We start from the raw sequence: 14,032 nt of genomic DNA, 5'->3' as shown, positions 1-14,032 counted from the left end.
GCTTGCCTGGAAGGCGACCGCTGGTTCCACAACGATATCGCGGTGGCGCAGTCGTTTGTGGTGAGCGGGTCGGTGCGCAATGCGGTGGTCGAGAAGATCGGTGCATTTGTCTGATTCAGGCAAATGCAAATGGGCAAAAGGAGCTTCGGCTCCTTTTTTTTATGGGTCGATGCTTTATCCATTCATGCAAGCCGCGGCTTGCCGGCGGTAGTCTCTGAAATACCCATTGCTGTTATGTTATTTAAATAACATTAAATGTTCATTTGATAATATTATTTTCCTGTGCCAGAATCCTCCGCACCAAAACCAAGTGCAGGGGAAGTACATGGAAAATCACCGCCAAGAGAAATCAGATGACGAATAATTTCTTTAAATCTGCATTATTGCGTTGGTTATTGCCGGCACTCCTGGCATTGCTGTTAAGCGCCTGTGCTGGTGCGGGATCAAACCGATTGATAGCAGAAGGAAAGATTGGCGTCACCGTTTCGGCAGTGTCGCACTATGGCAAGGGTATCGGAATTGGAGACTTCTATATCAACGGCCAATGGGGCGGAGTTTTATATGACGGCTGGGGTGGTGGAGGCTCGACCGTGTGTTGTGTGAGTCTTCCGCATACGACCAGCACTCCCACCATGGTGATCGTGAAATGGAAAACTTATCGCACGGCGGTCACGGAAGAACGCTGGCACGAGGCTACCGTACCAGTGCATTTTGCCGTTCCCCCTGGGGATGGCTATGGTTTGGTAGTCCATTTTCTGCCAGGACATCGCGTTGAAATTTGGTATGCCGGTGAGGGTACTGGTAGCCCTGATTATCCAGGACCAGCTTATCCACGCGGCCCAGCCCCGGATTATGTTCCGCTTCCTGATGAAAAACCTGAACCAGGCAAGGGGAAATAAACATGACGAATGCAAAGTCCGGTCTCGAACCGGCCCAAGTAGTCTGTCCAAGTGTACGTTCCTCGGTGGAGAAGTATTTTTCCAATTGCGACATCTCCAAGGATCTCGCGATTGACAAACAATTGCAGGCCCATGGTTTGATGTACCTGGCCTTCCGCCATATGGTCACCATGGCGGACGGTTTCGAGCGCCTGTATAGCGTCAAATTTGCCCAGGCCGTGGGGAAAATCCAGGTGCGCGACAATGCCGGCAACCTGAAGGAGCAAGATAGCCTGGATTATTACCGGAAGGGACAAGTGGTATTCGCCGACCAGATCGATATGATGAAGCGGCTATGGCGTAGGGATTCAGGCGATCGGTTTGGGCGGGATCGTTACAGCGAGAATGTCGTAGAAATCTATCGCTCGATCCAGAAGATAAAAGTATCTCCCACGGTTGGGGGATTTTACGACGACATGGTGCATGATTCTTATGCCGGATTCCTCGAAAAACTGGGTGGCGAGGGTTGGCGCAAGCACGTTGAAGGACAAGGTTACCTGCGCTACCGCGCCGTGTATCGCGGCGACGACATACGCCTCAATTCCATGTATGCCCGCCGCGCTTGATCGGGATCCCGCACTCAAGGAGATCGGCGAATTTGTCCGATCGAAGCAGCCGTAAATGGAAAAGGAACCACGCTGCCGCAGCTCCTTTTTTTATATCGCGGCGCTTTGCAAACTCATTCAGACCACAGCTTGCCGGCGGTAGCCCAGTTTTCGCGCTTGACTTCCTGGATGATGATGTCCACCGATTCCGGGCCGCATTCCAGTGTCTGGCAAGTGACTTCGGTGATGGCTTTGACGAAAGCGCGCTTTTGCTCGGCGCTGCGGCCTTCGAACAGCTGTACGTTAAAAGTCGGCATGGCAATCCTTCCTGTAAAAAATGATCAGTGTTGGTAGCTGGGATCGATGGCGTCCAGCCGGCGCAGCAGGGCGGGCCATTCCAGCAGGCCCTCGGGGCCGCCGTCGCCGAGCAGCTGGTCGCGCGTCTTGCTGCAGATCTCCGGCGGCGGCAAGTTGAGCCTGCCGCCGCCGGCATGGGCCTTGAGCTGGATTTCACAGGCTTTGTCCAGTGTATCCATGAGGACGTAGGCTTCGGCCACGGTGCGGCCGCATACCAGGCTGCCGTGATTGCGCAGCAGCATGGCCGGCAGCTGGCCCAGCAGCTCGACCATGCGCTGCTGTTCAGCCGGTGTCAGCGCCAAGCCCTCATAGTCGTGATAGGCAATCTGTTCATAAAAGCGCAGCGCATGCTGGGAAAGCGGCAGCAGGCCGTCGGCCAGGGCGCTGACCGCCACGGCGTTGACATTGTGCAGGTGCATGACGCACACGGCATCCGGCCTGGCCGCATGCACCGCGCCGTGGATGGCGAAACCGCTTGCGTTGACCTGGTAAGGAGAATTGCCGACGATGCGGCCCTGGCCATCGATCTTGACCAAGTTCGACGCGCACACTTCATCAAAACGATAACCGAATGGATTCAGCAGGAAATGCCCCGGTTCATCCGGCACCGAAGCGGAGATGTGAGTGTAGATCAGGTCGTCCCAATGTTGCAGGGCGCACAGGCGATAGCAGGCCGCCAGGTCCTGGCGTACCTGCCATTCGGCGCTGCTGATGGTGGAGTCTGCCGGCATAGGAATCCAAACGTTAAAATGCGCGCCGATCGGCTAAGCGATCGACGCGCATCGGGTGATGTTGCAGCTACTGTATCAGCTTACCGGGACATCAGAAACGATGGCGGATGCCGAAGGCGATGCTGTTGCCGACGGTTTGCTCGGTGATCTTGTCGTACATGTAGATCGCATACAGGTCGGTGCGCTTCGACATATTGTAGTCGTAGCCCAGCGATGCCGTATTGCGCTTGAGCGATTCGCCCACCGCGGCGCCGGAACGCTTGGTATTGGCCCACGAGGCCAGCACCGCACCCTGGCCCAGCGGGATGCTGGTGCCGAGCTGCAGCGTCTTGTCTTTCAGGTCGATGTCATGCGAGGTCTGGTCGTAGGTCGCAAACAGTTTCGCCACCGTGAAGTCGTAAGTGGCGCCGAGGAACCATGCCGACTGGCGCGCTGCGAACATGCCGCTTGGCAGCGGGATGTTGGTGGACGGCTGCACATTGCCCGGCGACAGTTCCAGCGGATTGTTGACCTTGACGCGCTGGTAATAGGCGGTCAGCGCCAGCGGGCCGTGGAAATACAAGACGTTGGCGCCGATGTTGTTCTTGCCGTTGTTGCCCGCCTGCTCGCCGAACTGGTAGTGGAAGTTGGCTTTCAGGCCGCCGAAATCCGGCGTGGTGTAGATGACTTCGTTGCTCCAGCCGGTATCGCCCGCCAGCGAACTGGTCCAGCCGGAAGCGTTGAACCAAGGCACGTCCAGGTGCAGGATCAGCGGCGACAGCTGGAACGAATCGCCGAACGGGTTGAACAGGATCGACGGCAGGAAGTTCGGCGCCAGGTCGCGGCCGAGGGAGACGGCGCCGAAGTTGCCGATCAGGCCGACGTTGGCGTCGCGCGAAAACATGGTTTCGTTGCCGTCGAAGCGGCCGACCTGGCCGGTGTCGGCGCGGAAGAACGAGGTCAGGTTGAATTTCGCCTTGAGTCCGCCGCCGAGGTCTTCGGTGCCTTTGAAGCCGATCCAGGAAGTCGTCAGGCCGCCGCTGTTGACGACGCTGGTGCGTCCCGTGTCGCCGCTGTATTTCATCGAGCCGACGTAGGTGTCGACCAGGCCGGTGACCTGGACCGACGTTTGCGCCATTGCCGGCAGCGCGACCGCCGCGCCGAGGGCGGCGGCAATTTGCAGTGTTCTCAATCTGTATTTAGATGGGTGCATCCCTGTCTCCTGATTTTTATAAGATGGCAGATAAGTGGAAAATAGACTTCTGGTTTTATTCATCTGAAACAACACGCGTCCGTGTTCAAGCAAGGTCCGTGGAACCGCCACGGCGGGTTGAAAAAACGTTACGCAATAAATGGATGGGTCGCGCGCCAGTGGTCGGCGATGTCGATGCGGCGGGTGATCCATACCTGGCCGTGGCTCTGCACGTAATCGAGGAAACGCGCCAGCGCGGCGGCGCGCCCGGGACGGCCGACCAGGCGGCAATGCAGGCCGACCGACAGCATTTTCGGCTGGTTCAGGCCGTGCGGATCGCCTTCGCGGTACAGCACGTCGAAAGCGTCTTTCAGGTAATCGAAGAACTGGGTGCCGGAATTGAATCCTTGCATGGCGGCGAAGCGCATGTCGTTGGTGTCCAGCGTGTAAGGCACGATCAGCTGCGGCTTGACCACGGTTTCGCCGCTGCCGTTGCTGACCTTGACCTGTTCCCAGAACGGCAGGTCGTCGCCGTAGTGGTCGGCGTCGTAGCTGAAGCCGCCGTGCTCCAGCACCAGCCGGCGGGTATTGGGCGAGTCGCGGCCTGTATACCAGCCGAGCGGGGCGCTGCCGGTCAGTTGCTTGATGACGGCGACGGCTTCGGCGATGTGGGCGCGTTCAGTCGCTTCATCGATATTCTGGTAGCTGATCCAGCGCAAGCCGTGGCAGGCGATTTCGTGGCCGAGTTGCTGGAATGCGGCAGTCGCTTCCGGGTTGCGTTGTAGCGCGCGCGCAACACCGAACACGGTCAAAGGCAGGCGGCGCTCTTCAAACATGCGCAGCAAACGCCAGACGCCGGCGCGTGAACCGTATTCGTACAGGGATTCCATGCTCATGTGGCGGGCCGGAAAACTCTGGGCGCCGATGATTTCGGAGAGGAAGGTTTCCGAGCCGGCGTCGCCGTCCAGCACGCAGTTTTCGCTGCCTTCCTCATAGTTGAGGACAAACTGCAGGGCGATCCGGGCCCGGTTCGGCCATTGCGGGTGCGGCGGCGTGCGGCCGTAGCCGGTCATGTCGCGTGGATAATTAGGGTCGGAGCTGATAGTCATTGCTTGGCCTGGAGTATTGATCTGGTGTTCTGGATTATGTGTGCTGCAGCCATGATTAATATATGCCGGATAGTATATTGACCTGGACCCTGCGGTATATCATTTGATCGATACTCGTTTTCAACTAATCGATATAGGGAAATGCCATGGGAAACGCCTTTGGAAAATTAAGTACACACGTTTTGGATATTACCCAGGGCAAGCCGGGCGCCGGCGTCAAGATTGCACTGTATGCGGTCAGTTCCTCCGGCCGCAACCTGCTCAAGAGCGCCGTGACCAACCAGGACGGCCGGGTCGACGCACCTTTGCTGCAGGGCGAGGAAATGCAGGCCGGCCAATATGAATTGGTGTTCTCGGCCGGCGACTATTTCGCTGCGCAAGGCATCGACCTGCCAAGCCCGCGTTTTGTCGACCGCGTCACGCTCGCTTTCGGGATTGCCCATCCTGACCAGAATTATCATGTGCCGCTGGTAGTTTCGCCCTGGTCCTACTCGACCTATCGTGGCAGTTGATCAAGCAGCCAATTAAGCAACTTTCTTGCCAGCCGGCGACATTCCTGGCGCCGGCAGCCTCCCGGCAAAGCGGCCGATTCCCCCGCTTGCCGGCTATCGTCAAATAACCACATCCGCAAGATCGGTACGCCTTCCCATCCGCTTTGTGCTAAACTGTCTCTCAACATTTTGATTGGCAGCAGGATCGGTCGCAGCAGTCATGGCCCCGGTCAGATCAAAATTGAAAGAACGAGCGGCGCAGTTACCCGTCTTATTCAAGTCTTATTGTCCCCGCCCTCATTAATCCTCCTCTAACGGGCGCTGGACGGCAGTATCAACAGCTTTCTCTTTGACCAGGCCCGGCCTGCCGTTGAACATGAGCTCTGCGAATTTTTAATAAAATTTAAATAAACTACGTCGTACATGAATATTATTGAGGCCAAGAAAGTCCTCGAAACTGCATTGCTCTGTGCTCACGAGCCGCTGTCGCTTAACGACTTGAAAAAGCTGTATGCGGCAGGCGGTGAAGAAGACGGCGAAATCAATGCAGATACGATCAAGTCCATGCTGGCGGAGTTGCGCGACGACTGGACCGACAAAGGCATCGAGGTAGTTGCCCTGTCGACCGGATGGCGTTTCCAGAGCCGCCCCGAGATGAAGATCTACCTGGAGCGCCTGAATCCCGAGAAACCGCCGAAATATTCGCGGGCGACCATGGAAACCCTGGCGATCATTGCTTACCGGCAGCCGGTGACCCGCGGCGACATCGAGGAAATCCGTGGCGTGACCGTCAATTCGCAGACTGTAAAGATGCTTGAAGAGCGCGGCTGGATCGAGGCCATCGGCCATCGCGACGTGCCAGGACGCCCGGCATTGTTTGCCACCACCAAGCAGTTCCTGGACGATCTCGGCCTGACCTCGCTGGATCAGCTGCCGCCGCTGCAGCAGGTTGCCAGGAATGACATGCAGGAAGGCAATCTGCTCGAATTGCAGGCGCTGGAAGCGAGCATTGAAGCCAGCGCGGTGCTGGACGCCGCCGCAGCGCTGGAAGCGGAAGACGCGGCGGCCGACGAGTTCCAGTCCGAGCAGTTGAGCCAGGATGAGCAAGACCAGATTGCTGCCGATGAGCTGCCGACAGCAGAACCTGCTACAGAAGATGTAGTCGTAGATACAGTCAAGACGGAAAATGCGATGGAAGCGGATGGGGAAGTTGCTCATTCGCAAATAGAGCCAGTTGCATCGAATGAAACCCACACCAACGACCACGCGTCCGAATCGGATGATGAAGCCACGCCAGGTCGGCATAACCAACACCTGAATAATGAACCCACCTAGTTCCAATGATGCACCGGTCGTCGACCTGACTGCCACAACCGACCCGAAGCCAGCCAAAAAGCCTAGAGCGCGCAAGGTTGCTGCGGCAGCCGATGCTGCAGCCGCCGATGCGCCGATTGTTGCGGCAGCTGATGTTGCAGAACCGGCCAAGCCGGCTCGTGCGCCGCGCAAGAAAGCGGTTGCCGCAGCGGATGCCAGCGCCGGCACGGTTGACGTTGTCGCCGAAGCAGTGGCGCCGGCCAAGCCTAAGGCTGCGCCGCGCAAGAAGGTCCAGGTCGTGGTTGAACCGAGTGCTCCGGTTGAATTTGTAGTGGAAGCGGTGCCGGCTGTTATTGCTCCGATGGTTGTAAATCAGGAAATATCGGAAACGCCGGCCAGGGAGCGGCCAGCCAAGCGTGGCGTGCGCGGTCCGCGCGCCCTGCGCAGCAATCGCGCCGCGCAACGAGCGCAAGAATCGGCGGCAGCGGCCGGTTCAGCTGTTGAAGCGGGCGATGCTGCTCCAGTGGAAGGCCAGCCAGGCGCAGCGCAGGCCGGCGACAATCCGGCAAGCGGCGAACCGCGCCAGCAGCGCGGCGACCGTAACAACAGCGCTGGCCGCAACGGCGAACGCAATGCGCGTGAACGGCCGCAAAAGGGCAAGAAGCCGCAGGCACAGAACGGCAAGCCAGGACAGGGGCCGCGCGGCGGCAAGCCGGGCGCCCGCGGCGGCGACGCCGACGAAGTATTCTCGTTTGTTACCTCCGAATCGTTCGACACCCTGGTCACGGCGGATGATCGCCAGCCGCAGAAAAGCGCGCGGCGCGACCTCACCGCCGAGGACGATGCACCAAAATTGCACAAGGTCCTGGCGGATGTCGGCCTCGGCTCGCGCCGCGACATGGAAGAGCTGATCATCGCCGGCCGGGTTTCGGTCAATGGCGAGCCGGCCCATATCGGCCAGCGCATCTTGCCAACCGACCAAGTCCGCATCAACGGCAAGCTGCTGCAGCGTAAAGTCAGCAAGCGTCCGCCGCGGGTGCTGGTGTACCACAAGCCGGCCGGCGAAATCGTCAGCCATAACGACCCGGACGGCCGCCCATCGGTGTTCGACCGTTTGCCGAACATGAAGGCGGCCAAATGGCTGGCGGTCGGGCGTCTCGATTTCAATACCGAAGGCTTGCTGCTGTTTACCACCTCGGGCGACCTGGCTAACCGCCTGATGCATCCGCGCTACGGCATCGACCGCGAATATGCGGTGCGCACCCTTGGCGAGCTGGAGCAGGGCATGCGCCAGAAGCTGCTGGCCGGCGTCGAGCTGGAAGACGGCGTGGCGCAATTCTCGAAGATCGCCGACGGCGGCGGCGAAGGCATCAACAAATGGTATCGCGTCACCATCGGCGAAGGCCGTAACCGCGAAGTGCGCCGCATGTTCGAGGCGATCGGCCTGACCGTGTCGCGCCTGATCCGCACCCGCTACGGCGCCATGACGCTGCCGCGCGGCTTGAAACGCGGCCGCTGGGAAGAACTGGAAGAAAATGCAGTGCGCGACATGCTGGCGGCGCACGGCCTGGAAAAACCGGCTGCCCAAGGCGCCGGCGGCGGCAAGGGCCAAGGCCGTCCTGACTTCAACAAGGATCGCCAGCCTAACGGCAACCGCGCTTATAGCTCGCCGCAAGGGCCGGGCGTCTACCGTGATCCTGGCTTCGGCCAGTCGCGCGGCAACCAGGGCCGGCCGCAAGGCGGCGGCAATGGCGGCCCGGCGCGCAGCCGCCAGCCCGATCCTTTGCAAACAGCGCTGGGTTTCCCCGATGCCGGCCAGCGGCGCAATGGCGGCGGCAACGGTTTTGCCCGTCCGGCGCGGCCTAACAAGTCGGCCGCGGGTGGCCATGGCGGCCAAGGCGGCCAAGGCGGCGGCCAGCACGGCGGGCAGGGAATGCCGCGCCGCCGTCCGCGCGGTTGATGGATTCGGATTGTCAGCCATGGCGCCTGTGAGCGCCGTGGTTTGCGGCTTGGCCGCAACAGGAATGCAGGAGCTGGAAAGTGTTGCATTATTGACCAATTTGGAGCCTTGAGGCGCCTGATTGTCAATAAATGCAAATTTCTCGCATTGCGGTACATAGCCTAATCGTTTATAATTTACAAGTTAACAGAAGTCATCAATGGGATTCACCCCAAGAATTGATTGCAAAATTAATTCGCAGCCGATCTCGTGAAACTGCTTGAAATGACAAACGATAAGAAGATGGGCAGATGCCCATTTTTTTTTTGCTTTTCGTTTTGAAGCGGTTTTAAATGGCGGGAAATATAACGAGATGCGGTTGCGGGATGCGCGGACGTGCAGATCTTTATTAAGGAGTTGCTTTGCAGTTGCTGGAGCTAATTGAAACAACCGTGGTTGGCATGGGCTACGAGCTGGTCGAATTCGAAAAGGCCGCGCGTGGGCTGTTGCGCGTCTACATCGACTTTACGCCTGAAAATGCCGAGCAGGGCCAGATCACGGTAGAAGATTGCGAAAAGGTGACGCATCAGCTGCTGCATGTACTGACGGTGGAAAATGTCGTGTACGAGCGCCTGGAAGTATCATCGCCGGGCCTCGACCGGCCGTTGAAGAAACTGGCTGACTATGTGCGGTTTGCCGGCAAGGAAGCAATTGTGAAATTGCGCGTGCCGATGCCAGGCGCCGCGCACCGCAAGTCATTTCAAGGCGTCCTCGGTGAACCGGACGGCGAAAACTTGAAAATCGAATTTGAAACAAAAGATGGGGCGGCGATGCTGGATTTCACGCTCGCTGACGTAGACAAGGCACACTTGGTGCCGCAAGTGGATTTTAGGAGTCGCAAAGCATGAGTCGCGAAATTTTATTGTTGGTCGATGCGCTCGCGCATGAAAAAAACGTCGATCGTGATGTGGTGTTCGGTGCGCTCGAACACGCACTTGCACAGGCAACCAAGAAACGCTACGAGGGCGACGTCGACATCCGGGTCACGATCGATCGTGAAACCGGCGAGTTCGAATCCTTCCGCCGCTGGCACGTGGTGCCGGATGAAGCCGGCCTGCAGCTGCCGGACCAGGAAATCCTGCTGTTCGAAGCCAAGGAACAGATTGACGACGTCGAAGTCGACGACCACATTGAAGAGCCGATCGAATCGGTGGATTTCGGCCGCCGTTTTGCGCAAGACACCAAGCAAGTCGTGCTGCAACGCATCCGCGACGCTGAACGCGAACAGATACTGGCTGACTTCCTGGAGCGCGGCGACTCGCTGGTAACCGGCACCATCAAACGGATGGAGCGCGGCGACGCCATCGTCGAGTCGGGCAAGATCGAAGCGCGTCTGCCGCGCGACCAGACGATTCCTAAGGAAAACCTGCGTATCGGCGACCGTGTCCGTGCCTTCATCCTGCGTGTCGACCGCAATGCGCGCGGCCCGCAAGTGATCTTGTCGCGTACCGCGCCGGAATTCATCATGAAGCTGTTCGAGCTGGAAGTGCCGGAAATCGAACAAGGCTCGCTGGAAATCAAGTCGGCGGCACGCGACCCGGGCGTCCGCGCCAAGATCGCGGTTTTCACCGCCGACAAGCGCATCGATCCTATCGGCACCTGCGTCGGCATGCGCGGTTCGCGCGTGCAGGCCGTGACCGGCGAACTGGGCGGCGAGCGTGTCGATATCGTGCTGTGGTCGGAAGACCCGGCGCAATTCGTTATCGGCGCGCTGGCTCCGGCCAACGTTTCTTCGATCATGGTTGACGAAGAAAAGCATGCCATGGATGTGGTGGTCGACGAAGAAAACCTGGCGATCGCCATCGGCCGCGGCGGCCAGAACGTACGCCTGGCGGCAGAACTGACCGGCTGGCAGATCAACATCATGACGGCGGAAGAGTCGGCCGATAAATCGGCGGTGGAAACCGCTGCGATCCGCGCCCTGTTCATGGAAAAGCTGGACGTCGACCAGGAAGTCGCCGACATCCTGGTGGAAGAAGGTTTTGCCAGCCTGGAAGAAATCGCCTACGTGCCGATTACCGAAATGCTGGAAATCGATTCGTTTGACGAAGACACCGTCAACGAACTGCGTAACCGGGCCCGCGATGCGTTGGTGACAGAAGCGATTGCCTCGGAAGAAGGACTGGAAGGCATGGAAGATGCCCTGGTCAATTTCGACGGCATGGACCGGGTTACCGCCGGCAAGCTGGGTTTGGCGGGAGTCAAGACATTGACTGCGTTCGCCGGTTTGGCTTATGACGAATTTGGCGCGATCCTGGCTTTGCCGGCGGACCGTGCGCGTCATTTGATTGAAGACGAGTTTAAAGATGTGACCGACGATGAGATGAAACTCATCGATGCCAAGTACGATGATCATGCCAAGGCCCTGCAAGCCAAGGCATGGAATATAGCGGAAGCCAAGTGATCCAGTGATCCGAGAGGTTCCGATATCGTCTGCCGCGCCACATAGAAAAAGAGGACTGAATGGCGAGTAACAATGTAGCCCAATTTGCCACCGAGCTGAAAATGCCAGCGGATCTCCTGCTGACACAACTGCAATCGGCTGGCGTCCAGAAAAATTCGACTGACGACGCCTTGTCGAAAGAAGACAAGGATCGCCTGCTGGAACACCTGCGCCGTTCGCACGGTGCGGTGCCAGACAGCGAAAAGAAGAAGATCACGCTGACCCGCAAGGAAACCACCGAGATCAAGCAGGCTGACGCCACCGGCAAGTCGCGCACGATCCAGGTTGAAGTGCGCAAGAAGCGTACTTTCGTCAAGCGCGACGAACCGGTCGCCGAAGCGCCGGCAGCACAGGCTGCGCCTGCGGCGCCGGTCATCGACGAAGCCGAACAGGCGCGCCGGGTTGAAGAGGCGCGCCGCCAGGCTGAGCTGATCGCTCGCCAGGAAGCCGAACTGCTGGAGAAGCAGGAGCGCCTGGCCAAGCTGGAAGCTGAAAAAGAAGCGCAAGCCAAGGCTGCGCTGAAAGCGGAAAACGACGCCCGCAAAGCGGAAAGCGAAGCCAAGAAAGCGGCTGCCGAAGCACCGGCGCCGGCTTCCGCTTCTGCCGATGCCGCCGTCAAGAAGCAGGACGATCCTGCCGCTGAAGAAAAGAAGCGCCTGGCGAACGAAGAAGCCAAGCAAAAGGTCGCGCTGGCCGCCAAGGAAGCCGCCGAGAAATCGGCAGCGACTGAGCGCGCCCGCAAGGCCGTGCAAGACGAAGTAGCGCAGATCAAGGCGATGATGAATGCGCCGCGCCGCGTGATCAAGGCGCCTGAGCCGGTCGCGCCTGCTGCAGCCCCGGCCAAGACCGCCGAAGGCACGTTGCACAAGCCTGCCGACAAGAAGCCTGGCGAGAAGAAAGACGACAAGAAAGTGGTGGTCGACAAGAAGTCGATCAAGTCCGCCAACGTCTCTTCCACCTGGCAAGACGATGCGGCCAAGAAGCGCGGCCTCGGCATCAAGACCCGCGGCAATACCGGCGGCGGACGCGATGGCTGGCGTGGCGGTCCGAAGGGCCGTCGCAATGCGCACAACGACGATCACGAAAGCAATTTCCAGGTGCCGACAGAAGCGGTCATCAAGGACATTTATGTTCCTGAAACCATTACTGTCGCCGAGCTGGCGCACAAGATGTCGGTCAAGGCTTCGGAAGTCATCAAGCATTTGATGAAACTGGGCCAGATGGTCACCATCAACCAGGTGCTGGACCAGGAAACTTCGATGATTCTGGTCGAAGAAATGGGCCACACCGCGCACGCCGCGAAACTGGACGATCCGGAAGCGCTGCTGGTCGACGGCGAAGAGCATGCCGACGCCGAACTGCTGCCGCGCGCACCGGTGGTCACCGTCATGGGTCACGTCGACCACGGCAAGACCTCGCTGCTGGATTACATCCGCCGCGCCAAGGTTGCATCCGGCGAAGCCGGCGGCATTACCCAGCACATCGGTGCATATCACGTGGAAACACCGCGCGGCATGATCACCTTCCTCGACACCCCGGGCCATGAAGCGTTTACCGCCATGCGTGCCCGCGGCGCCAAGGCGACCGATATCGTGATCCTGGTGGTTGCCGCCGACGACGGCGTGATGCCGCAAACCAAGGAAGCGATCGCCCATGCGAAAGCCGCCGGCGTACCGCTGGTGGTGGCGATCAACAAGATCGACAAGCCGGGCGGCAACCTGGATCGCGTCAAGCAGGAACTGATCGCGGAACAAGTGGTGCCGGAAGAATACGGCGGCGAATCGCCGTTCGTGCCGGTATCGGCCAAGACCGGCGAAGGCATCGACAACCTGCTGGAGCAAGTCCTGCTGCAGGCTGAAGTGCTGGAGCTGAAGGCAGCGGTTGCCGCGCCGGCCCGTGGCCTGGTAGTGGAAGCGCGTCTCGACAAGGGCCGCGGTCCGGTGGCGACGATCTTGGTGCAATCCGGTACCTTGAAGCGCGGCGACGTCGTGCTGGCGGGTTCGGCTTATGGCCGCGTCCGTGCGATGCTGGATGAAAACGGCAAGGCGATTTCCGAAGCCGGCCCGTCGATCCCGGTCGAAATCCAGGGCCTGACAGAAGTGCCGGTTGCCGGCGAAGAAGTCATGGTCATGGCAGACGAGCGCAAGGCGCGCGAAATCGGTCAGTTCCGCCAAGGTAAATACCGTGACGTGAAACTGGCCAAGCAGCAAGCCGCGAAGCTGGAAAACATGTTCGACCAGATGGCCGAAGGCGAAGTCAAGAACCTGCCGATGATCATCAAGACCGACGTCCAGGGTTCGCAAGAAGCCCTGGTCCAGTCCCTGCAGAAGCTGTCCACCAGCGAAGTCCGGGTACAAGTGGTGCACGCCGGCGTCGGCGGCATCAGCGAGTCGGACGTCAACCTGGCGGTAGCCTCGAAGGCCGTGATCATCGGCTTCAACGCCCGCGCCGATGCGTCGGCACGCAAGCTGGCGGAAGCCAACGGCGTCGACATCCGTTACTACAACATCATTTACGATGCGGTGGACGAGATCAAGGCAGCGATGTCCGGCATGCTGTCGCCTGAGAAGCGCGAACAGAACCTGGGCCTGGTCGAGATTCGCCAGGTGCTGCTGGTCAGCAAGGTCGGCGCGATTGCCGGCTGCTACGTGCTCGAAGGCCTGGTCAAGCGTGGCGCTTCGGTCCGCCTGCTGCGCGACAACGTGGTCTTGTGGACCGGCGAGCTGGATTCGCTGAAACGCTTCAAGGATGACGTCAAGGAAGTCCGTTCCGGTTTCGAGTGCGGCCTGACCCTGAAGAACTTCAACGATATCAAAGAAGGCGATCACCTCGAAATCTTTGAAGTCGAAGAAGTCGCACGGACTCTGTAACAGCATAAGCAAGCGCACGGCAAGCATGTGCGCAGGCAAGGAAATCGGGCCTGACAGCCCGATT

12 protein-coding genes are annotated in these 14,032 nt (G+C 59.3%); 8 read left to right on the top strand and 4 right to left on the bottom strand.

The window, feature by feature from the left end:
• Positions 1–353 precede the first annotated feature (353 nt).
• Positions 354–899 (top strand): DUF3304 domain-containing protein, encoded by a 546-nt coding sequence (locus V8G57_RS23995; protein WP_342831508.1) that lies wholly within the window; start codon positions 354–356, stop codon positions 897–899.
• Between the two features lie 2 nt (positions 900–901).
• Positions 902–1,504 (top strand): hypothetical protein, encoded by a 603-nt coding sequence (locus tag V8G57_RS23990; RefSeq protein WP_342831507.1) that lies wholly within the window; start codon positions 902–904, stop codon positions 1,502–1,504.
• 113 nt (positions 1,505–1,617) lie between these two features.
• On the opposite strand, the gene V8G57_RS23985 is transcribed toward V8G57_RS23990, so the two are convergent.
• From V8G57_RS23985 to puuE, 4 genes are all read right to left on the bottom strand, one after another.
• Positions 1,618–1,800, bottom strand: coding sequence for a 4-oxalocrotonate tautomerase (locus tag V8G57_RS23985; RefSeq protein ID WP_092399838.1), 183 nt, complete (start codon positions 1,798–1,800; stop codon positions 1,618–1,620).
• Positions 1,801–1,824: 24 nt separating this feature from the next.
• On the bottom strand, positions 1,825–2,571 hold the full coding sequence (locus V8G57_RS23980) for a class II aldolase/adducin family protein (protein WP_342831506.1): 747 nt from the start codon (positions 2,569–2,571) through the stop codon (positions 1,825–1,827).
• A 91-nt stretch (positions 2,572–2,662) separates the two neighbouring features.
• Positions 2,663–3,763 carry a porin gene (locus tag V8G57_RS23975; RefSeq protein ID WP_342831505.1) on the bottom strand — a complete coding sequence of 367 codons (1,101 nt, stop codon included), beginning with the start codon at positions 3,761–3,763 and terminating at the stop codon, positions 2,663–2,665.
• A 128-nt stretch (positions 3,764–3,891) separates the two neighbouring features.
• The gene (gene puuE / locus V8G57_RS23970) at positions 3,892–4,851 is read right to left on the bottom strand and encodes an allantoinase PuuE (protein WP_342831503.1); all 960 of its coding nucleotides are present in this window, start codon (positions 4,849–4,851) and stop codon (positions 3,892–3,894) included.
• Positions 4,852–4,997: 146 nt separating this feature from the next.
• On the opposite strand from puuE, the gene uraH reads away from it, so the two are divergent.
• From uraH to infB, 6 genes are all read left to right on the top strand, one after another.
• Positions 4,998–5,363: a hydroxyisourate hydrolase gene (uraH, locus tag V8G57_RS23965; protein ID WP_092399830.1), complete on the top strand. Its 366-nt coding sequence runs from the start codon at positions 4,998–5,000 to the stop codon at positions 5,361–5,363.
• A gap of 402 nt (positions 5,364–5,765) precedes the next feature.
• Positions 5,766–6,677: an SMC-Scp complex subunit ScpB gene (gene scpB, locus V8G57_RS23960; RefSeq protein WP_092399828.1), complete on the top strand. Its 912-nt coding sequence runs from the start codon at positions 5,766–5,768 to the stop codon at positions 6,675–6,677.
• Positions 6,664–8,616, top strand: coding sequence for a 23S rRNA pseudouridine(2605) synthase RluB (gene rluB, locus V8G57_RS23955; RefSeq protein ID WP_342831502.1), 1,953 nt, complete (start codon positions 6,664–6,666; stop codon positions 8,614–8,616). Before scpB ends, rluB begins: the two co-directional genes overlap by 14 nt.
• A gap of 401 nt (positions 8,617–9,017) precedes the next feature.
• A complete protein-coding gene (rimP, locus tag V8G57_RS23950; RefSeq protein ID WP_092399824.1) occupies positions 9,018–9,503 on the top strand; it encodes a ribosome maturation factor RimP in 486 nt (161 codons plus the stop codon).
• Positions 9,500–11,059, top strand: a complete 1,560-nt coding sequence (nusA, locus tag V8G57_RS23945; RefSeq protein WP_092399822.1) for a transcription termination factor NusA — start codon at positions 9,500–9,502, stop codon at positions 11,057–11,059. Before rimP ends, nusA begins: the two co-directional genes overlap by 4 nt.
• Positions 11,060–11,118: 59 nt before the next feature.
• A complete protein-coding gene (gene infB, locus V8G57_RS23940; protein WP_144741521.1) occupies positions 11,119–13,968 on the top strand; it encodes a translation initiation factor IF-2 in 2,850 nt (949 codons plus the stop codon).
• Positions 13,969–14,032: the final 64 nt, after the last annotated feature.

This window comes from Collimonas rhizosphaerae, assembly GCF_038896935.1.
In the GTDB taxonomy this organism is placed as follows: Bacteria; Pseudomonadota; Gammaproteobacteria; order Burkholderiales; family Burkholderiaceae_D; genus Collimonas; species Collimonas rhizosphaerae.
This window is presented reverse-complemented; position numbering and strand designations above follow the sequence as displayed.